Source organism: Actinoallomurus bryophytorum (assembly GCF_006716425.1).
In the GTDB taxonomy this organism is placed as follows: Bacteria; Actinomycetota; Actinomycetes; order Streptosporangiales; family Streptosporangiaceae; genus Actinoallomurus; species Actinoallomurus bryophytorum.
The window spans coordinates 2309854-2330294 of record NZ_VFOZ01000001.1; the positions used below are offsets into that span (position 1 = coordinate 2309854).

Genomic DNA, 20441 nt, shown 5'->3' on the forward strand with positions numbered 1-20441 from the left:
TCGGATCAGACGCCCAGTCGCGGGTCGTCCTGCAGGGCGTGCCCGCCGTGTTCAGCTATCGGCTGGAGGCTGAGGCGGGACGCCGGCGCCGGGCCGGGCTCGGCGCGATCACCTCACCCGACATCCTTCAATTCCTGCTGGGCCTGCCGGTCGGCGTACCGGTCCCGCTGGCCGCGCTGACCCGGCCAGAGCGTTCCGTGCTGCGCTCGGCTGCCGATGGAGCGCTGCTGGTGGAAGACCAGTGTGTGATCAGGCTCGCCGAGCCTCCTGTAGCGGTGGGCTTGGCGATGGTGCCCGTCCGGGCGTGGCGCCGGGGACTGGAGCACGCTGGCCGTTTCGCGCCGTTCTGCTCGCGGGCGATGGTGTTGCGCAGGCCGCCCCGCGACCTTGAGGTGCTGCGCATGGAGGCCGACTTCTATGGCATCGGCGTCGTGATTGCCGGAGAAGGCGCTGAGCCGCCGGAGTTGGTCGTTCCGCCAGCTCCGTTCCATCGCAACCGATTCACCGCCGCAGGGTGGCTGTTCCTGGAGGAGACCTACCGGCAGGTCACGCGGTCCTCCTAGTTCTTCACCGGCATTCCGCGAGGATCGGCGGTTTCGCCGTCGATCGCCAGCCCGGCCCATTTCTTGAGGTGCGTGTCCGGCGCGAACCGTCCGGGCATCCCAATCCTTATGTTTTCGGCCGCCTGGGCGTCGAGGGCGAGCTTGCACTGGTTGCGCCACCACCGCTGCCGTTCGGTGCCCTGCTCGGTCAGCAGGGCCGGGAGCCAGGTGTTCCACGTGGCGATGTTGTGCGCGTTGGCGGCGGCTTTTACGGCGTTAGCGGCGCCGAAGAAGGAGTCCAGCATTGTTCCGCGGCACTGCGGGCAGCGGCACGGTGGGGCGGGGATGTTGGCATAGGTGTCTGCCAGGAACTTGGCACCGCTGAACCGCAGCATCTCCGGAACCAGGACGGTCGCGTAGATCGGCCCGCCGCCCTTCTTTGAGGTCTCCGGGAGCTCGCCGGCCGGCACGAGGTGACGGACGGGACCTCCGGCGCCGATGGCGGCGAACGCGCCGCCGTGCGCCAGCGCGTCGAAGCCCGCCATGTCGGTGCGCCAAAGGCCGGTGCCAGGTGCTTCCCGCAGGAGCGTACGCAGGTTGAGGACCGCGGCGGCGAAGTTGTCCATCGGGTTGAACTGGCAGCCGAAGATCAGCCCGACCGGATGCGGGATGAGATTGATGACCGCGGTGAGCTGCTTGCGCGCTGTCTCGTCCTGGAGCCAGCCGATCGACATAGGAAGAATGACCAGCACGTCGTCGCGCTCCAGCCTCCTGACCTCCTCCATGATCGCTTTGAGGGAGGCGGAGTCTCGGGCTCTCACGTAGCGGGTGGGGGTGATCGCGAAACTCGCGCCCCGGTCGATCTGCTGCTGCAGAACATCGGGCAGCTCACAGCCGAACATCCCCTCCGTCGGCAGGTCGAACGGCTCCTTGGGCGTAGCGACCTGCTTCTCGTAGGGAGCGATGTCCTCGGCGAGCACGCCGTGGAAGGCGGGCCTGAGTGCTTGGAGTTGGGCGGAGGCTCCAGCACCGCACACCACCAGGCCGCCGTGGTCGGGATGCAGATGGGCGGGCGGCTGGGAACCGAGCAACTGCGGCCGCTCCAGCGTCAAGATCCGCTGAGCGACCGCCCGGGCCGCTGTCCCCTGGTGCTTGCGAGAGGTGAGCAGGGGGCCTGCAGTGGCGTGGCTGTCTGCGGTACTGCTGTCGTTCATGCTCACCTCGTGAGACTCAATCGACGTCGTGGTGTGATGACCCGGCGTCGCCGCAGGCGCTGCCAGGGTGAGGTGCGAACAGCAGGGAGTACTCCTCCGGAAGCACACCCACTTGGTCTGCGGCACGGGAGAGGCCGTGCTGGTGCGCGAGCGACCGCGCGGCGGCGGCGATAGCGCGTGGGACCTCGCGGTGGATCTCGCCAGGCTCCTGCTTCTTGTAGCCGAGGGTGGACATCTCGATCACCAGGTTGCGGTACTGCCATTCGCTGATCTGCGACAGAGTCAGCGCGGTGCGGGCTAGGGCTGCCATCGACACACCCCAGCGCTGCTTCAACGCCAGCAGCCTGGCCAAGTCGAGAGAGCCGCCTAGTTCATCGGCGATGTCGGCGGCGGGCATCAAGAATTCACTGGCGAACTCGTCGGCCTGCCGCTCCTGAAGGGCCGTCGCACCCGGCTCCGCGTGCATCACGACGTGACCGACCTCGTGGGCGAAGGTGAACCTGAACCGGTCGGCCGGAGCGTGCGCACTCAGCAAGAACAACGGGGCGTCCACGCCGTCCCACTGGCTGACCGCGTCAAGATCGGGAGTGTCTAGATCCCGGACCAGCACCATGCCCCCGGCGCTTTCGACGACGCCGATCAGGTCGGCGACCGGGCCGGCCGGAAGGCCCCACAACTTGCGGAGGGCTTGAGCTGCCTCGGCGGGGGTGTCCAAATCGCTCACCCCGATCCGCTCGAACCGATGAGCACCCCGCACCCGCGGTTCGACCAGGCCGCGTACCTGCAACCAAGCCATGGCGAGCTGAGCGTGGATACGGCGCAGCTCCTTCGCTCCGAGGGACGCCTTCTTGCGGTGATGCACCAGCCCGATGCCAACCCCGTTCATCTCGGCATCCACGCACAACACCCCGACCGGATAGCGCAGGACCCGTCCGTACAGAGCCAGCCGCTCACCGTCGACGGCCAGCTTGCCAGCCTCCGCCTTGCTGACATAGCCCTGGCTGATCGGCTCCCCGGCCAGCTTCGACATGGCGTCGGCCAGCGAGGTCTGGCTCATGCCACGGGATTCACGCGCCAGTGTCAGCATCATCGCGTGCGCCTTCAATGTCTCGCCCATCCCCACCTCCGACCATCACCCGAAGCCCCAGCTTCAGCCACAGATTACACCATCAAATTATTCCTCGTTCCATCCGTCGATGGTAGTTCTGTCTCCTGACCCTGTGCAGCACACGGCCACCATCGTCTTCGAGGAGTCACGTCCGGCAACGACGGCCACTGGTCGGCGTCATGCCAGGACCCGAAGTGCCTGTGGGTAGTCTGGCGGCCCGCGCTGCCGACGCACCGACCGTCGTGGTGCGCTTCTTGCTGCCGCCCGCTGCAATATCGACCAATCTCCTTCTCGCTTGTCACACCGTGTGACCGACACCCGCTCAACGCATCGGCGCCATGTTTGCTCGCCGTTTGCTCGAACGTCGCGGTATCGCCCGTCATCCGTCGGCATTAACCGGCATGGAAATCGGCGAAGTCGCGGATGAATCGGCATAGCCTGACACCGAAAAACCCTATCCGGCACCAGGGCCGTGGACTTTTAATCCATAGGTTCCGGGTTCGAGTCCCGGACGCCCTACCACCCCCCTGCCGCTGACCTGCGGTTTCTTCTCGGCACTGATCTTGCCGGTGATCGTTCCTGGTGACGTGTGCTCATTGTGTGCTCGCGGGGTCATCGCGTGGCACCCGGACGTTTCTGACCCGAGGGTGTGGAACACGTGGACTTGTCGAACCGGCTCGTCGGTCATTGCTTGTGATCTTGGTTTGGGCGTGGGTTCTTGCAGCACGTCCGGCGGAGGCGTGGAGGGGGGAAACAGTTCAAGTTTCGCGGCACGAGCGGTCGAAGCTCCACTCGTCTCGATCGGGGTTCTCCGAAAGCGGAACGGTCGATGCATCGTCCGTGACAGCGCATCGGACCGCGGACTTCCAGTCCTTCCAGCGGGCCGATCGGAGCGCAAGTACTGCCCGGAAAGGCATCCAACCGGTCTCCCAGATCCACGAGGTTGCGGGGCTGCTGGACCGACCACGCCGCGCTCGGGTAGGCAGTCACTCCCGGGATGTGCACGCGGCGGGTTGCCACCTCCATGCCGAACAAGACGTACAACCGCCTCAGCGTGACCGTGTCCGCATGGAAGAAGTCACACAAACAACCCCTCGGTTCGGGCTCCCTCATCGACCCTGCGGCGCCCCGCACCGCCGGCAGCGCAGTCGGCTCAGTCCACCCTCGGGCGAGCAACCTGACACCGCAGCACCGCCACCTCATGGCGAAGCACCATCGACTCCGCGTCCTTGGACGCCTGGCTACGCGCCGGCAGCACCAGTCGGCCGAAGGGCCGAATCATGATCAGATGCAGGAGACGAACAGACATGGCCCGCGATCCTGCCCCACCGCACCCATCCGGCCAAACCGCAGATCAAGCCTGCTGCAACGAGTTCTGGAGCGGCACAAAGTCACACCGCGCGGATAAGGTTTTCGGCACGCACACCCGGCCGGCCTCGCACCAATACCGACCGGATGCCGCCGACAAGGCCATCGTCGGACGTCAACCTGATCTCGTCTTCCTCGGACCAGACGACGACGAATCGTTATAATTCGCTGAGTGTGGTCCAACGAAGCTCATAAGGCGCGTCGTGCCGGCGAACGACACGACGGGTGTGACCATGACTTCGTCCGGCTGATCGGGCGTTCCAGGTGAACGAGATGCCGCCCCGGCCGCCACCAGGTGTTGATGTGACGGTGCCCAATCTCGCCCGGATGAACGACTACTACTTCGGGGGCAAAGACAACTTCGCGGCCGATCGCGAAGCGGCGGAACAGATCCTCAAGATCGCGCCGGAGGTCAGGCTCCTGGCGCGGGAGAACAGGGCGTACACCGCCCGCGTCGTGGAGTTCCTCGCCGGTGAGGGTATCGAGCAGTACATCTCGATCGGGAATGGCCTGCCCGCCGAATGCAACACCCACGGCGCCCTGCGCGCGGTCGCCCCGCACGCCAAGCTCGTCTACGTCGAGCATGATCCCGTCGTCCTCGTACACGCCCAAGCTCTCATCGCCGGCGCGCCCGGCACCGTCGTGATCAAGGGCCATGTCCTCCGGCCGAAGAAGATCATTACCCACCCGGAGGTGCGGGCGCTACTCGACGTCGACCGCCCGATCGCTGTCCTCATCTTCGGCACACTGCATTTTTTCGGCGCCGAGGTTTTCGACGCTGTATCCGTCTTCCGCGATGCGCTCGCACCCGGGAGCTACCTCGCCCTGTCCCACGCGGTGTTCGACTCCAGACCCGAGGCCGCGGGACCGATGGTGGAGATCTACCAGAAGATCTTCAACCGGACGAACGATCCATCACGCAACCGCGAGGATCTACTCCCCTTCTTCGACGGTCTACGACTCGCCGAACCCGGACTGGTGGACATTCGCGAGTGGCGCACCGGCGCCACGGTCAGCAGCGCCGCCGCCGAATTCGTGTACGTGGCCGGCGGCGTCGGCCTCAAACCACCAGCACCCGAATAACAACCCTCGGGTTCGAGTCCCGGACGCCCTACCACGCCATATGGCCACTGACCTGCGATTCGCCACTCGTGATGATCACTGACCGGGCAGTTAGGGGTCCCGCAGCCAAGCGCCGGCTCACAGCACCAAATCGAGTTTCCGAGCTGGGCATGAGGAGGCCCCGGACGCGCGACGACGTGTCCGGGACCCATCATTTTATGAATTCGGAATCGCTGATCAGAACGTGACGGTCTGATCAGCGGTGTACTCGTAGTCGCCGAGGAAGGCGGCGCCTACCTGTGCGCTTCCGTGAGCGCCGACCGGGACAGCTCGGGTCTCCAGCGCGCCCTGCGTCATGGCATAGCTGGAAAGGTAGTCGTCGCGCTGAAGATCGGTGTTGTAGAAGTCGATCGAAATGCCGGTATCCCTTGCCACGTCCTTGTACTTGGCACGCTTGACCACACGCGCCCACAGTGTCCCGCAGGCAGCCGAGTGCCAGACCTTCACGGTTCCGCCCTCTTCCATGGGCCGGCCCTGCGAGTCGTACCCGACCAACGCGTGCGAGCCGACAACGTTGCCGTGGTACTTGCCGGCCGCGTTGGTGCACGCGGCGCTGCTTCGCGGGGCGGCTGCGGCCTCTGCGGCGGTCGCCGTGGCCATCACACCGGCGGCGACTGCGGAAACAGCGATGAACGCTGAAATCCGTTGACGAGCTCGCATATCCACTCTCACTTTCTCTTCGATCCCCGGTGGGGACATGTATCTAATGCGATGCGGCGGTCGAGCGAATTGTTTGACCAAGACGATAACAAAAAGGTAAAGGAGGCCTACTCGCTACATCCGGAAGTGGATTGACGCGCGAAGTCGATAATGGTTTACCTGCAAAAGAAGAAAAATTAAAGCTTCAAATTACTTAGAAGTTTTATGCGCGTCGCAGGCGTTTAGCAGCACGGCTCTCACATGGCTCTTCCCAGGACATCGCCAGAGCCATGTTCAGGTGTGCGGCGCATTCGAGGAGCAGGGCGTGGACGAACGCCTGCGGGAGGTTGTCGCGCATTTGGCGCTCGGCCACGTCGTACTCTTCCGCGAGCAGCCCGGCCGAGCCGCAGGCGACGCGGTTGCGTTCGAACCAGCGCAGTGCCGCGAGACGGTCGCCCAGTTGACGGCTACCAGTGCGACGAGGAACCCGCAGAGAAGGAAGGCGCCTTCGGCGCGGCCCAGAGGCCCGTCGTGGCGGAACGCGGTAGGCGTATCCGTCGTCGGTGAGTTCGGCGGAGTAGGCCTCCAGCTTGTGGCTGCTGCGAGGGTCATCCGCAGGGACGGCGCCGCAGAGTGCGGGCAGCAGCAGCGCGCCGTCAAGGCGAGCATCGACAGGTTCCGGGTTCGAGTCCCGGACGCCCGACCACCCCCTGTAGTCGCGATCTTGGTTGGGTGCGAGTTCCTGCTGCGGCACGGAGAGCGGGGCAAAGAGATCACGCTCCGCGACATGAGCGGACGTCTGCCGATCGACGGTGGACGGCTTGGGTCGGTTGCGGCGTTGATGGGCCGAGCACCACACTTCTGTGGTGATCCGCTTTCGCTTCGCCTTAACGCCGATGGACCGCGTGCAGCCATGGGGCTGGGAGGAGGATCCTCACCTGCACTGGTTCGGGTTGACCGACGGGTGGTACTGGATCGAGCTAGGGGATCAGGAACTGCTGCGGTATTCACCGGAGACGCTCGAGTGGTTCGGCCGTGACGATCTCGGGCTGCGGCATCCCTATGCCGACTACCAAGTCGTCCGCTTGTGGGAAGACCTCATCGACCTGACCCCGATGGTCATGCAACCCGTCCCGAACGACCTGGAGCCGTTCATCAGCGCCGACGTCCCCGAGCGGCCGGACCTGGACGACGACGAGGATGCATGGAGTGCCATGGTCTGGTGCAGCGAGCACTATCTGGATCCGGGCTACCTCCGGGCGGCCCCCGAGGTTTGCGCCTGGCGCAGCCTGGCCGGCGACGACACGGTCACCGTGGCCTGGCAACACCCCCGCGATGACGAGATCGTGTTCACTGCGCCTCAGGCAGGCCAGGTGACCGTGCCCACCGAGGCGTACCTCACCGCGGTGCGCCGGCTCGACACCGAACTCATGGCCGCCATGCACGACAGGATCACCGAGCTGGAGCTGGTCGGGCCACCACAGGGTGTACGGATCGACATGGACCAATTGCGTGCCGAGCACCACGGCCGAACGACATGGCTGTCCGAACACCTGCGCTTCCAACCGACCACTGACTGGGCCGCTGTTCGGAGCGGCGTCCAGCGGATCCTCGGAGACTGAACTACGGCCCTCATGTCGGATGAGCGGATGTGATCGCCAAGAGCTCGCGACGTTTCAAGCTGACGGTCCACCGGACCGCCGACGGGTACCGCGGCCGTCCACTGGCAGCGCAACCGCATGACCGGGAAGCCTCGCTGGACCATGGCTACTTTGCTCGGACTCCGGCCGCCTTCCACAGCACATAGGCCAGCTCATGGCGGACTTTCACCTCGCGGTCAGTCAGTTGCGAAAAGAAGGCGCCAAACCCCGCCAAGGCCGACAGTGCACCGAACACCGTGGCCTGCGCGTTCGAATGGGAAGCGGACGCCGCCGCGTACGCGAATCCCGCCGACGCGGTGACGTATGGGAGATCTTTGAGTAGAGCATTCTTTTTCATCGCCGATTCGACACGTTTGAGGTTCGGCCGGAAGACGGCGGCAAAAAGTTCGCTGGCCTCCTGCTCGAACTCCGGCCGATCGGGGTCGGCGTGGATAATGGATCCCGCCCTCGTGAGCTCCCTACGGAATTCATAAATCGCATCGTCGTTCGCGCGAACTCGAAGCAGGTCCTCCGCGGAGGCGGATTCGTGGTGCAGCCGGAGATCGCCTGGTCTCGGGGATCGATCGTCCTGGGATAGCCATTCGACGTCGGATGTATCTCGATGCTGTCCCGCAAGTACTCCAAAACACCGGCTTCGACGGCTCGGCGCGGCTCCGCAGACAGTGTGCGGAACTCCTGGAGGACAAGCACCCCCTCACGGATGAGCGGCATCACCTCCCAAATCTGGTCGATGCAGGTGCCGATACGACGCAATGCGCTCTCCGTCGTCGGATTCTCTCCGAAGTCGCCCTCGTTCGTCTTACGAAACGTGAGGTACTCGTTCGCGCGGTACGACAGCGGATCGTCGCAGATCACCAGGTCGGCGAACAGAGCACATGACTTGACCTCACCCGACCAACTTCCGTGCGGATTGGCGGGGATCGGCACCACTTGATGGCCGCTCTCCCGGCGCGGCCTCGATGAATGCCGCGCATAGAAGTCGCGCAGTTCGTCGACCTTCACCAGGAGGCCGGGCATCGAGTTCTTCACGAATTCAAGCTCGGGTAGAAAGTCTGCCATGAACTCAGCGAAGTCGCCGCTGTCGTCCCGCTGCACCATGGCACGTCATCTCTTGGATCGCGTCGTGCGCAGATCGCCGCCTACCACGCGACCCGGCCGTGGGCGGAGACGAACGTCCCCGTCGGTCCGTCGGCGTCGATCTGTGCCATGCGGACGATGATCTCGGCGCCTTCTTCGACGGTCTGGGTGCCGGTGCGGCCGTTGAGGTCGGTGTTGGTGTAGCCGGGGTCGACCGCGTTGATACGGATGCCGGGGAAGGCCTTGGCGAACTGGATCGTGATCGCGTTGACCGTCGCCTTCGAGGCCGGGTAGCTCACGCCCGGATAGAAGTGCGTGTAGCTGTCCGGGTCGCTCAGGCCGGTCAACGAGGCCAGGCCACTGCTCAGGTTAACGATCACCGGCGAGGCCGAGCGTTGCAGCAGCGGCAGGAACGCGTGCGTCACGCGCACCAGGCCGAAGACATTGGTCTCGAAGATCGTGCGGATCTCCTCGGCCGTGGTGTCCGCAGGAGCCAGGATGCCGTTGTCGGACAGGCGTCCTTCGATGCCGGCGTTGTTGACGAGCACGTCGAGCCCTCCGTCGGCCTCGATCTGCTTGAACGCGGCGGCGACCGAGGCGTCGTCGGTGACGTCCAGCCGGACGAAGCGCGCGCCGATATCCTCGGCGGCGGCACGGCCGCGGGCCTCGTCACGGGCGCCGACGTACACACTGTGTCCGGCGGCGACGAGCCGGCGGGCGGTTTCCTTGCCGAGACCCTTGTTGGCCCCGGTGATCAGTGTCGTTGTCATGGTTCGAGGCTCGGACACGCGTGGACGGTTAGGCAGTCGTCCGGTTGTCGTAGGACTGCCAGGGCCAGGACAACGGCCATGCCGGCACGCACACTGGAAGCGTGGAAACCTGGGAGTTCGGGCAGGCGGTGCGTCGCTGGCGGGACCGCGTCACTCCTGAGACCGTCGGAGTGCCGGTGGGCGGTCGCCGCCGCGCGACCGGGTTGCGCCGCGAGGAACTCGCCGCGCTCGCCGGTATCTCGATGGACTACCTGACCCGGCTCGAGCAGGGGCGGGCCACCTCGCCGTCAGCGCAGGTCATGGAGTCCCTTTCCCGCGCGCTACGCCTGTCCGACGTCGAGCGAGAACACCTCTTCCGGCTCGCCGGCCAGGCCCCACCCGGACCCGATGCGGTCTCCGCGCGTGTCACGCCGAGCGTGCAGCGCCTGCTCGACCGGCTGGCGAACACCCCGGTCGCCGTCTACGACGCGGCCTGGAACCTGATCGTGGCCAACGCGCCCTATGACGCCCTGATGGGCGAGACCACCTCGTGGCGTGGCATCGAGCGCAACGGCGTCTGGCGCAACCTCGCCGGCCCCGGCAACCGCACCGTCCACACCCCGCAGGAACAGGCGGAGTTCGAGGCCGGCCTCGTCGCCGACCTTCGCCTCACCGCCGCCAAGTATCCCGCCGACCGCAGGCTGAAGGACCTCGTCCGCGAGCTCGGCGCACAGAGCCCGCGCTTCGTCGAACTGTGGGAATCCGCCGAGACGCGCCCACCCCAGGACCGGTCACGGCACAAGACCATCGACCACCCGGGCGTAGGGCACATCACGCTCGACTGCGACATCCTCATCGTCGCCGGCGACGACCTGCGCATCATGGTCTACACCGCCGAACCCGGCAGCGACGACGCCGAACGCCTCGCACTCGCCATCGTCCTCGGCACCCAGACGCTCATCGAATAGCCCGTCTCACCGGTCGCGAATGGATCGAGCCGGTCCCCTGGGGGCGGGCGGGCGCGGCTGCGGTCAGCCGACCATGTCGACGGAGGTCTGGACCCGGTCGAAGCGCAGGGCGACCAAATCCTCCCGCGGGATCATCCAGTGGACGACGCCCAGGTCCAGGTTCTCCAGGTAGTCGGCGCTCCATTCGGCGAGCAGGATCCAGTTTCCGTCGATGTCGCCCGCGCTCCGGGCGGCCTCCTCGACGGGGTCGTAGTTCCACCCCGAGGCATATCCGCCCAGCTGGACCACCACCTCGCTCGGGATCTCCTCGATCACGATCGGGCCGCCGGTGTCCCGCCACACCTGCTTCAGCTCCTCGCCGCCGGCGAGCTCCACTTTGACGTCGCCGTGCTCGGGCAGGGACAGGTCGAGCGATAGGTACAGGTCGTGGTGCGGGTTCGCGTCCTCCAGCGCTCGCTCTTCTACCGGTGTCCCGGCCGGGACGTACAACACCTCGCCGCACTTGCCGAACTCCGGCTCGAAGGTGTTCGCGAAGAAGAGCAGGTGACCGTCGCCTGGCAAAGGGATGTCCGTCGCCTGCGGGGGCACCGCCGCGCAGTCGACCGAGAACGCGAACGCGAAGCCGGGGTCCGGCACGTCGGCCGGCAGCATCGGATGACCACCCGCCGCTCCTATGGCCGGCCCGTCACCGGTGGGGCGGAGCGCCACGCACGGACGAGCGAAACTCACCCACCGCTCCAGGTCGGCGGAGGGGATGCCCCGTTCAGACGCTTCTGCGCGAAATGTCGATGGTTCGTTCACCCGCAGCATTATGGAGAGCTTTGATCGCTTCGGGAGTGGATTCCGGTACGGCCTCGACCACCGGCTCCACCTCCAGGGCTCGCAGGGTCCGCCCAAGTCGCCCGGGGCCGAAGGCGCGACCGGCCCGAGGCGCCGCCGCCATTGACGGGTGCGGTCAAAGGGGCCCAGATCCCAGCTCAAAAATGCCGGATCCGGCCAGAGCGCCACAGGCCTCACGAGCATCCAGATACCGTGCCGGAGGAATCGCCCTTTACAGAAGGACCGCTTTGTTTCACAAAATATCCCTCACGCTGGCCGCCGCCGTTGTCGGCGTTGTCGGCGTTGTCGCATTTCCAGCTGCTACGCAGACGACAGCGACGACCCAACGGTCAGACGTCGCAAAAAAGGGACTTTCGAAGATAAAGGTCGACAAGGGGGCATTGAACGACACAAAGAGCAAGGCAGAAGCGACGATCCAATACTGGACGGCCGAGCGCCTGCGGGCGAACCGGAAGTCCGTGCAGGTGACGCCGGAGTCGTCCGCCCCGGCGACACCCGTACCCACGGTCGGCAAGATCGTCTACCCCGGCTTCAACTGCACGGGAACGGTCGTGGGGGCGAACCTGATCCTCACCGCGGCTCACTGCGTCAAGCGCAACGGCTTGCCGGTCGGAAAGCTCGGCGCGTTCGTACCGGAGTACGGCAGCGGCCAGAGCCCCTGGGGAAACTGGCCACTGGACAACTACTACATCGACTCGCGGTGGGGCAACAACGACAACCCGCTCTACGACTACGCGATCGTGTCCCTGTCGAGGATCGGCCATGACTACTCGCTGGGTGACAAGACCGGGACCGTACGGATCTCGGCCGACGCCTTCCGATCCGGTGAACAGGTCAACCTCCTCGGATACCCCGGCGACCGGGACGTCCCGTACGGCTGCATGACGCCCGTCAGCTCCGTCAAGTTCAACAACGCGAACTACTGGGAAGCCGACTGCGACTCGTACACGGACGGCGTCAGTGGCACCGCCTTCGAGCACTACCAGGGCGAACCGTGGAACTCCGTGACGATCGGCGCGGCCCTCGGTGGCTATCAGGAGGGCGGATCGACCGCGTCGGTCAATTACGCCTCCCGCTGGGACTCGAGCGTCTACACGCTCTGGCAGCGGGCGAACCAGGGCTCCTCGCAGTAACCGTCCCGGTGGGACGCTGCTTGAGGCGTCGATCTCGGCGGTCCTCATCCAGGAAGGTGCGCCAATGAGGTGCAGATCAGAGGCCGGCCTGCGCAGACGTGTCGCCGGCATGGCGACAGCACTCCTTGTGGGGCTCAGTACGGTGTCGTACGGAGCGGTCAACGCCGGTGCGACCGCGGGAAGACCCGAGGCGTCGGAGCCGTCGACTCCGTCGCTGGAATTCACCAACCCCAACAGTCAGGCACTCTTCGGTACGGCGTACGAGGCCGCGTTGAAGAACCTGCTGCAGACCAACACGATCAGCTACGATCCCGCGGTCTACAACAAGAGCGGTCTCATGGACCCGGATGCAGGCATCGTGCGCGCGGGTGGTGGCTACCCCCAGCCATGGACGCGCGACGCCTCGGTGAACAGCTGGAACGCGACAAGTCTGCTGAGTCCGGCGCTGGCACGGAACACGCTTTGGGCCGTGGTGGGCAAGGGCTCCGACGGCAAGCTGCAGGTCCAGCAGGATGACCAGCAGTGGGACCAGGTCATCTGGGTGACGGCCGCGTGGAACCACTACCAGGTCACCGGCGACAGGACCTTCCTGCAGGAGGCATACCAGACCGCCGCGGACACGCTGACGATCCGCGGACACGCCACGACTGCGGGCTACGACTCCACGTACGGCCTGTTCACCGGCGCGTCCTTCTTCAACGACGGGATTGCCGGCTACCCCGCTCCGCCCGCCGACGCCACCGAGTCGGTCAGCACCGGATCCATGCCCTGGCCGGGTGTGGCGACAGGAATGTTCCTGAGCACGAACGAGGTGTACTACGCCGCCTACGTCAACGCGGCGAACATGGCGGCGAGGCTCGGCCGTCCAGCGTCCGAGGTCGCGTCCTACCGGTCCAAGGCGGCGGCGCTCAGGTCGGCGATCAACAAGCGCTTCTGGAACGCCAAGACGGGCCTGTACGACTACATGTTGCTCGCGGACGGGACGGCCGGCCCGTACCAGGAAGGGACCGGGCTCGCGTTCGCGCTGGCCTTCGGAATCGCGAACAAATCCCAGGCCAGGTCGATCGTCGCGCACGCCAGGGAGATGACCTGGGGCATGCCCGACACCTACCCGAACTGGGCGCGCTACTCCGATGAGCAGCCGGGCCGGCACAACGCGATCGTCTGGCCCGTCGTCCAGGGTCTGTGGGCCGGCGCACTGGCAAGGCAAGGAGCACAGGAGGACTTCGCGTCCGAGACCGCGCGGCTGGCCGATCTCGCCGACAACAACAGTGGGTTCTGGGAGATCTACAACGGCCACACCGGTGTGGTCGATGGTGGCTGGCAGCGCCTCGGCGACACGGTGAAGTTCCACTGGGGTTCACAACCCGACCAGACGTGGTCGGCCACGGCCTTCCTCAACATGATCGACTCCGGGCTCTTCGGGCTGAACTTCGGGGACCGGGGCCTGTCCGTCATGCCGACCCTCCCGGCGGGCTGGGGCGATGTCACCATGCGCGGGCTGCGTTACCGGAACGCCACGCTGACCGTCGCACTGCACGGAGCGGGTACGAAGATCCGTTCGTTCGCGCTCGACGGCAGGCGCGTGCCCGGCGACATCGTCCCGGCGTCGCTGACGGGCAGGCACACCATCGACGTCACCCTTGCCGGGGCGGTCGACAAGGACCGGGACGGGGACCACATCGCCGACTCGCGTGACCGGTGCGCGGACACCGCCGGCACCGCCGCGCTCCACGGCTGCCCCGGACCCGGGCACATCGAGTCCGAGGACGCCCTCAACACCGGCGGCGTCAAGACGAACGTGAACCACACCGGCTATGCGGGCCGGGCGTTCCTCGACGGACTGTGGTCCCAAGGCGCCGCGTCGTCGTACACCCTGCACCGGGCGACGGCGAAGCCCGGAGTGGGAGCCCTCACGCTGCGCTACGCCAACGCCAACGACGACGCCCGCACGATGACGCTGTCGGTCAACGGGCAGAAGGTGCGACAGGTGACCTTCTCCAGGATCTCCGACAGCTGGGACAGCTGGGGCACCGTGACGGTCGGCGACATCCCCGTCAGCGGCCGGCGTCCCGTCGTCACCATCTCGTACGAGCCCGGCGACAACGGATCGATCAATCTTGACTGGCTGGAGTTCCACAGCACGAGTTGATCCAGAACGGGTCCGCCGGCACCCATGCCGGCGGACCCCGCCCGTCACCTCGCCGCCGGGCCCGCGTCCACCACGGCGTCCGCCTGTCCGTGGGTCACCTCCTCCGCGCCGGTGAGCCAACGAGTCGATCAGCTGCTCAGCCGCATGACACTCGACGAGAAGATCAGCGAGTTGCACGGTGACAACAGCAGCACCTATGCCGGGACCGTGCCCGCCATCCCGCACCTGTGCATCCCCGCGCTGACGCTCGACGACTCGCCCGCGGGAGTCGGGCACGGGATGACCGGCGTCACTCAGCTGCCGGCCCCAGTGGCGGGCGCCGCGACGTGGGACACCGATCTGGCCGAGCAGTACGGCGCGGTCATCGGGAAAGAACAGTGGGGCAAGGGCGACGAAGTCGACCTCGGGCCGACCGTGAACATCGTCCGTGACCCCCGGTGGGGCCGCGCCTTCGAGAGCTACGGCGAGGACCCCTACCTTGCCGGTCAGATCGGATCCGCCGACGTCGAGGGCATCCAGGCCACCGGGGAGATGGCCCAGCTCAAGCACTGGGCCGTCTACAACCAGGAGGCCAACCGCAACAACTCCAACGACGACGCGATCATCGATCAGCGCGTCGAGCAGGAGATCTACCTCTCGCAGTTCGAGACGGTCATCAAGCGGTCCAAGCCCGCCTCGAAGGTCGCCGAAGACGGCAGCGTGCTGTTGAAGAACACCGGCGGAATTCTGCCGCTGTCCTCCCGCGGCAAGTCCTCCGTCGCGGTCAACGGCCGCGATGCCGGTCCCGACGCGCTCACCACGGGAGGCGGCTCGGCGGCCGTAGCCGCCGACTCCGTCGTCACCCCCAGTAAGGGGATCGCAGCGCGCGCCGGCGGCAACGTCAAGGTGCAGTACGCGCCGGGCAACAGCCCGTACGGCGCCCTGCCGTCGGTCCCGTCCTCGGCGCTCACACCGAGTTCGGGGACCGGCGCCGGTCTGACCGGTACGTACTACAGAGGCATGACCCTCTCCGGTGACCCGATCACCACCCAGAACACCGAGCAGGTCGACTTCAACTGGAACGGCGGACCTCCGGCGCCATCCGCCCAGACTGTCACGACGCCCTACGGCGACTGGTCCGCCGCCTTCAACAACATCGGTATCAGCGACGACTCGAATCCGACTTCGGCGAACTTCGACGGCTCCGGGTACAGCTACTCGGCCTCGCAGCTGGCGGCCGTGGGCATCCAGCCCGGTAAGACCGGGGTCGACCTCTTTCACCTGGCCGGACGTGCAGCCTGGGCAGGCCGACAACATCGCCACGCAGGGGCAGGTGATCGCCCTTTCCGGCACCGGCAGCAGGCTCGACCTCCTCGGTGCGGGCGGTCCCGGAACCCAGAGCGGCGACTTCACCATCACCTACACCGACGGCAGCACGTCGACCTCGACGATCACGCTGGCCGACTGGTGGGCCAACTCACCGGCCGACGGCCCTCGTCGCCACCACGGCCAACTGGAACCAGCCGCCCACCGGGTCAGGCCCCCACAAGGTCAGCGTCTACGCGACGTCCATGCCCGTCACCGCGGGCAAGACGATCGCCTACGTCACCCTGCCTGACCTCCCCGACATGCACCTGTTCGCCACGGCACTGAACTGAACCCAGGAAAGCGCATAACCTATTTTCGTTCGGAGTTGCCTGGAATGCCTGGTCAGGGGGAATGGCGTGGAAACGAGGCAGTCGGGCCATTTGGTCGGCGGCCGCTATCGGCTCATCGAGAAACTGGGGGCCGGCGGTTTCGGGCAGGTGTGGAAGGCCAGTGACGAGTCCCTGCACGTCAAGGTGGCGGTCAAGCAGGTCTGGCTGCCGCCGACGAGTTCTGAGGCCGAACGGTCCGAGCGGCTGATCCGCGCCCAGCGTGAGGCCCGCAACGCCGCGCTGCTGCGCGACCATCCCAATATCGTCGCCGTGCACGACGTGGTGATCGAGGGTGAGATCCCCTGGATCGTCATGAGGTTGGTCGATGGGTGCTCTTTGCAGGATCGATTGGACAAGCAAGGGCCGTTGCCCATCGACCAGGTCGCGCGGATCGCTGTGGCCCTGCTGAAGGCTTTGGAGGCAGCGGACGCCGCGGGGATCGTGCACCGAGACGTCAAACCGGCCAACGTGATGCTGGCCGGTGACAGCCAGGTGCTCCTCACCGACTTCGGGATCGCCGTTGGTCAGACGGACTCCGCGATGACCGCGGCCGGTGCGGTCATCGGCTCGATGGAATACCTCGCTCCTGAGCGACTCCAGGGCCGGAATGGCAATGTCACCAGCGACCTGTTCTCCCTTGGGGCCACCCTTTATCAGGCGGTCGAGGGTTTCTCGCCGTTTCGCCGCGGTACCCCGTCGGGGTCGATGAGCGCGGTCTTGTTCGAGCAGGCCCCGCCGCCGCGGCGTGCCGGCCACCTCGCGGCACTGATCACCAGGCTTCTCGACAAGGACCCCGGAAAACGTCCGACGATCCGGCAGGCGCTGACCTTGGTCGACGTACCGGCCTCGACATCGGTCCTCACGCCTTCCTCGACCAAGGTGGTGCCGACGCGACCGCGGCGGACGGGAAAGACCGCCGTGTATGCCGGCGCGGTGCTCGCCTGCGCCGCGATGATCGGTTCCATCGCCTACATCACGATCAACCACCGCGACGGAAGCCGCACGCACACCCCGTCCGCCGCCACGACCCCATCTCCCCACGGGTCGCCCACGTCCGGAAGCAGCGGCGCCGTCGGTCTCCCCACCGGCCAGATCACCGGGAACGGCGGGAAGTGCGTGGACGTGCTCAACGGGAGCGGCGAGAACGGCACGCCGGTGGACCTGTACGACTGCAATGGCACGCCCGCGCAGAAATGGACGGTAGGGGCGGATGGCACCATCCGGGCGTTGGGCAAATGCATGGACGCCACCGGGGGCGAGACGGCGAACGGTACCAAGATTCAGCTGTACGACTGCAACGGGACCCCTGCTCAGCGATGGCAGCGCCGCTCGGACGGTTCGGTGGTCAACCTGAATTCCGGCAGATGCTTGGACGACACCGACGGGAACACGACTGACGGCAACCAAACGCAGATATGGGACTGCATCGGCAACGACAATCAGAAATGGACCCTGCCGGCGGCCTGAGACCGGATCTCAGGCCGCCGGAATCAACGGGAGCGGAATGGCGGTGAAGACGCCGGCCGTTGGCCGTGCGAGTGCCGATTGTCACACCTTCGGTCACCGCATCTCGATCGGCAGGACGTTGCTCGCCCCGCGGCCCGTTGTCACCAGCACGTTGTGGGTGCCCGCGCTCCTCGGTGGCATCGTGAAGGTGAGGGCGGTGGCCGTGTTCGCCGTGACGGTGATGGGTCCCGTCGACGGGCTGCTACCCACGATGACGGCCGTGGCCCTGGCAAGGTTCGTCCCGGTGATGGTGATCGAGTCGCCACCCGCCGGGTTTGCCACCTTGGGATCGAGTGACGACAGGGCCGGAACATCGGTGGCGATGGCGCCCCGCTGCGTCCACTTGCCCTTCATGAAGTTGGCGGTCGAGTAGTAGAGCATCATGATCTGCCCCGGGGCGAGAGAGACGGTGCCACCAGGCTCGCAGTCGAGGACGAGCGTTGTCGCGAGTCCGGGTCCTCGGCCGTCGTGAAACGTCAAGGGGTGCTTACCGATGTTGCATACGGCGATCTCTTGTCCGTCCGCGCCCGCCGGGAACGTTGGAATGGCCTTGATGTCCGCCGGCCCGTCCAGCGTACTGAGATCCTGCTCCAGATTCAGATTCCGCCTGGGGATCGGAATAGGCGTCGTATAAGGGCTCGCACCTATGCGAGCGGCCGCCCCCGCGCTCGGCAGCTTGAGAGTACCGACGTTGGTGAAGTCTCTTCCCTGCGTCGCCGGTACGTCGATCTTCGTGGTCGACCCGAGGGGATGGAGACCGACCCCACCTGCCGGTGACGGAAAGTCGGAGTTGGGATAGTCGGCCAGGAGTCCGATGATGCCGGAGTTGTTGCTGACGAGGTCACTGACGACCAAGCGACGGTGGTCGGGCTGCGCCAGCCACATGGGCTGATCGATCGTGATCCCTCTGGCCTGCGCGAGAAAGATGCATCCCCCGTAGAAGGTGCTCTCGAAGTAGGGGTTCGAGATCCGCGTGCTGAAGGAGACGGTGGAACCCCCGTTGAGGGTTCCGATCACGATGCCGGCGAATCCACACCTGAAGAATTCCTGGTGCTCGAGCAGAGGACCGTACAGGCCGCGGCACACGACCCCGGATCCCGCGCACGAGGTGAAGTTTCCGGTGTCCATGCGCGCCCGGTTGTTGTCATTGTGGGTCTCTTCGCTCCAGCCATCGCCGACTCCGATGGCGAAGGGCTGACCACTGAGGTTCAGCGACGGCTTGATGAATGAGTGGACCTCGATCGTCCTGTCGTCGACGATCTTGGCGATCTCGAGCCGCTGGAGCGTGGAGTCATCGGCGGCTCCGATGACGATGAAGTCTCCCCCTCGGGCCGGAATCGACGTGAACCTGGTTCCGGATCCGCTGATCGTCAGGCTGCCGGACGTACAGGACACGGTGCCCTCGACCGGTGTGATGGCTCTCAGGGTGCCGTATCGCGAGGCGACTGAAGCCGAGCAGTACATCGTCCCGCAGGTCGAGGCGCTGAGCTCGCGTGCGTAGACACCGTCGTTGATCGCGGCCTTTCCCTCGTCGTTCGTGCGCGCGACGCGATAGCCGTCCTTGAGCGCGTTCACGACGTGCACATCGTCGAGATGCAGTTTCCCGGCGCCTTGGAGGTAGAGCCCGTGGTCCGCCCTGGCTCCGCATTGGAAGCGGAGGCCCTTGATGGTGACGTTCCCGGCATGGACCGAGAGGATCGACCGCATTCCGGCACCTGCCGTGAGCTGGGTGCCGCCGTGGACGTTCTGCTCCGCTCCCTCCCCACGGATCGACAGTCCGTGATCGGTGAAGGTGTTGTAGGTCTCGAGCCTGATCTCTCGGGTCGTCCTGAAGTTCCCGCCGGGGAGGTAGACCCTGGCCTTGAGCGTCCTCGCCACGCGAATCGTCGCGACGAGGGATTCTGTGTCGTCCTCGACGCCGTCACCGATCGCGCCGAACCACTTGACGTTGAGCTCTGTGTCATCGCGGCGCCGCACCCAGCGCCCCTCGGGATGGGCGCCGGGAACCGGGGCCGGTGAGGGATTGGACGGGAACGACAGTCCGCCGTCTCCGACCGAGCCCCCGTCCGAGTACGAGCCGGTGGGCGCGAGAGCGAGGGTGAACGTCGTCGGTGACAACGTGCCGATGGGCAGGTAACCACCGTCCAACGAGAAACCCCCGGCACCGGTGACCCGCTCTATGATCGCCCGGCCTCCGGGCGAAAGCCGATGCGCCGCGGAGGTCGTCACCGTGACACTCGTCGCCGTTCCGCCCGACGTGTACGCGGCGTTGCCGAGGGACCCGAGCAGCACGCAGGTGTCCGCACTGAGCCTCTCGACCAGCCACACACCGTTCGCGTTGGTGTTCCCGCCGACGCCTTGTACGAGGACGGCCTGGCCGTCCACGAAGGAATGCGCGACCGCGGTGATCACGATCGGCGAGGGAGCGGTGGTGTTGTAAGTGGCGCCCGTGACACGGGCTGAGCTGACCGTCGCGTTGGTGATCCGCGTGGTGTCGAAGAAGAACGTTCCCCCTCCGCCATCGTGGCTCACCGTATGACCGGCGACTTCGACGACGTCGCCGGCGGACGGCGAAAGAACGGCTTGCATCGCGGCGATGGTCCCTGCGCTCGAAATACTCATGACGCATCCCTCCGGGCCTACTGCTTTCGCAATACGCGTATGGGTCGGTACGTCGAGAGTTGCC

General features: G+C 66.1%; 17 protein-coding genes. 8 read left to right on the forward strand and 9 right to left on the reverse strand.

Going from position 1 to position 20441, the window contains the following annotated elements:
* Positions 1 to 38 precede the first annotated feature (38 nt).
* Entirely contained in the window at positions 39 to 563 is a 525-nt protein-coding gene (locus tag FB559_RS10850) for a hypothetical protein (RefSeq protein WP_141955495.1), read from the forward strand.
* Here the strand turns inward: FB559_RS10850 and FB559_RS10855 are convergent.
* Positions 560 to 1756, reverse strand: coding sequence for a hypothetical protein (locus tag FB559_RS10855; protein ID WP_141955496.1), 1197 nt, complete (start codon positions 1754 to 1756; stop codon positions 560 to 562). The genes FB559_RS10850 and FB559_RS10855 overlap by 4 nt on opposite strands.
* 16 nt (positions 1757 to 1772) lie before the next feature.
* The gene (locus FB559_RS10860) at positions 1773 to 2873 is read right to left on the reverse strand and encodes an ImmA/IrrE family metallo-endopeptidase (RefSeq protein WP_221639968.1); all 1101 of its coding nucleotides are present in this window, start codon (positions 2871 to 2873) and stop codon (positions 1773 to 1775) included.
* Between the two features lie 1662 nt (positions 2874 to 4535).
* Between FB559_RS10860 and FB559_RS10870 the strand changes: the two genes are divergently transcribed.
* Complete coding sequence (locus FB559_RS10870; protein WP_185792138.1) at positions 4536 to 5315, forward strand: SAM-dependent methyltransferase; 780 nt, start codon at positions 4536 to 4538, stop codon at positions 5313 to 5315.
* Between the two features lie 216 nt (positions 5316 to 5531).
* Here FB559_RS10870 and FB559_RS10875 read toward each other — a convergent pair whose 3' ends face one another.
* Both FB559_RS10875 and FB559_RS43770 read right to left on the reverse strand, forming a co-directional pair.
* Positions 5532 to 6053, reverse strand: a complete 522-nt coding sequence (locus tag FB559_RS10875; protein WP_141955498.1) for a hypothetical protein — start codon at positions 6051 to 6053, stop codon at positions 5532 to 5534.
* Positions 6054 to 6216: 163 nt separating this feature from the next.
* Complete coding sequence (locus FB559_RS43770; protein WP_185792139.1) at positions 6217 to 6747, reverse strand: hypothetical protein; 531 nt, start codon at positions 6745 to 6747, stop codon at positions 6217 to 6219.
* 112 nt (positions 6748 to 6859) lie between these two features.
* Between FB559_RS43770 and FB559_RS10885 the strand changes: the two genes are divergently transcribed.
* Positions 6860 to 7615, forward strand: coding sequence for a DUF5984 family protein (locus tag FB559_RS10885; protein ID WP_141955499.1), 756 nt, complete (start codon positions 6860 to 6862; stop codon positions 7613 to 7615).
* Between the two features lie 145 nt (positions 7616 to 7760).
* Here FB559_RS10885 and FB559_RS10890 read toward each other — a convergent pair whose 3' ends face one another.
* From FB559_RS10890 to FB559_RS10900, 3 genes are read right to left on the reverse strand one after another with little or no spacing between them, the layout of a single operon-like run.
* On the reverse strand, positions 7761 to 7991 hold the full coding sequence (locus FB559_RS10890; RefSeq protein ID WP_141955500.1) for a hypothetical protein: 231 nt from the start codon (positions 7989 to 7991) through the stop codon (positions 7761 to 7763).
* Positions 7988 to 8752, reverse strand: a complete 765-nt coding sequence (locus tag FB559_RS10895) for a hypothetical protein (protein WP_141955501.1) — start codon at positions 8750 to 8752, stop codon at positions 7988 to 7990. Before FB559_RS10895 ends, FB559_RS10890 begins: the two co-directional genes overlap by 4 nt.
* Before the next feature lie 41 nt (positions 8753 to 8793).
* Positions 8794 to 9501, reverse strand: coding sequence for an SDR family NAD(P)-dependent oxidoreductase (locus FB559_RS10900; protein WP_141955502.1), 708 nt, complete (start codon positions 9499 to 9501; stop codon positions 8794 to 8796).
* 101 nt (positions 9502 to 9602) lie between these two features.
* On the opposite strand from FB559_RS10900, the gene FB559_RS10905 reads away from it, so the two are divergent.
* Complete coding sequence (locus FB559_RS10905; RefSeq protein ID WP_141955503.1) at positions 9603 to 10448, forward strand: helix-turn-helix transcriptional regulator; 846 nt, start codon at positions 9603 to 9605, stop codon at positions 10446 to 10448.
* A gap of 63 nt (positions 10449 to 10511) precedes the next feature.
* Here the strand turns inward: FB559_RS10905 and FB559_RS10910 are convergent, their stop codons facing one another.
* A complete protein-coding gene (locus tag FB559_RS10910; protein ID WP_185792140.1) occupies positions 10512 to 11177 on the reverse strand; it encodes a DUF1963 domain-containing protein in 666 nt (221 codons plus the stop codon).
* Between the two features lie 491 nt (positions 11178 to 11668).
* On the opposite strand from FB559_RS10910, the gene FB559_RS43775 reads away from it, so the two are divergent.
* From FB559_RS43775 to FB559_RS45425, 4 genes are all read left to right on the forward strand, one after another.
* Positions 11669 to 12421 (forward strand): trypsin-like serine peptidase, encoded by a 753-nt coding sequence (locus FB559_RS43775; RefSeq protein WP_185792141.1) that lies wholly within the window; start codon positions 11669 to 11671, stop codon positions 12419 to 12421.
* A gap of 64 nt (positions 12422 to 12485) precedes the next feature.
* Positions 12486 to 14573, forward strand: coding sequence for an MGH1-like glycoside hydrolase domain-containing protein (locus FB559_RS10920; protein WP_221639969.1), 2088 nt, complete (start codon positions 12486 to 12488; stop codon positions 14571 to 14573).
* 144 nt (positions 14574 to 14717) lie between these two features.
* On the forward strand, positions 14718 to 16205 hold the full coding sequence (locus tag FB559_RS10925) for a glycoside hydrolase family 3 N-terminal domain-containing protein (protein ID WP_185792142.1): 1488 nt from the start codon (positions 14718 to 14720) through the stop codon (positions 16203 to 16205).
* Between the two features lie 71 nt (positions 16206 to 16276).
* Positions 16277 to 17716 (forward strand): serine/threonine-protein kinase, encoded by a 1440-nt coding sequence (locus FB559_RS45425; protein ID WP_141955507.1) that lies wholly within the window; start codon positions 16277 to 16279, stop codon positions 17714 to 17716.
* Positions 17717 to 17809: 93 nt separating this feature from the next.
* On the opposite strand, the gene FB559_RS10935 is transcribed toward FB559_RS45425, so the two are convergent.
* Complete coding sequence (locus FB559_RS10935; RefSeq protein ID WP_185792143.1) at positions 17810 to 20377, reverse strand: IPT/TIG domain-containing protein; 2568 nt, start codon at positions 20375 to 20377, stop codon at positions 17810 to 17812.
* Positions 20378 to 20441: the final 64 nt, after the last annotated feature.

Excerpts from the sequence above, each read along its gene's own strand:
- FB559_RS10895 (WP_141955501.1), bottom strand. The coding sequence starts at position 8,752 with ATGGTGCAGCGGGACGACAGCGGCGACTTCGCTGAGTTCATGGCAGAC.
- FB559_RS10890 (WP_141955500.1), bottom strand. The coding sequence starts at position 7,991 with ATGAAAAAGAATGCTCTACTCAAAGATCTCCCATACGTCACCGCGTCG.
- FB559_RS10860 (WP_221639968.1), bottom strand. The coding sequence starts at position 2,873 with ATGGGCGAGACATTGAAGGCGCACGCGATGATGCTGACACTGGCGCGT.
- FB559_RS10925 (WP_185792142.1), top strand. The coding sequence starts at position 14,718 with ATGACACTCGACGAGAAGATCAGCGAGTTGCACGGTGACAACAGCAGC.
- FB559_RS10920 (WP_221639969.1), top strand. The coding sequence starts at position 12,486 with ATGAGGTGCAGATCAGAGGCCGGCCTGCGCAGACGTGTCGCCGGCATG.
- FB559_RS10900 (WP_141955502.1), bottom strand. The coding sequence starts at position 9,501 with ATGACAACGACACTGATCACCGGGGCCAACAAGGGTCTCGGCAAGGAA.
- FB559_RS10875 (WP_141955498.1), bottom strand. The coding sequence starts at position 6,053 with ATGTCCCCACCGGGGATCGAAGAGAAAGTGAGAGTGGATATGCGAGCT.
- FB559_RS10855 (WP_141955496.1), bottom strand. The coding sequence starts at position 1,756 with ATGAACGACAGCAGTACCGCAGACAGCCACGCCACTGCAGGCCCCCTG.
- FB559_RS10935 (WP_185792143.1), bottom strand. The coding sequence starts at position 20,377 with ATGAGTATTTCGAGCGCAGGGACCATCGCCGCGATGCAAGCCGTTCTT.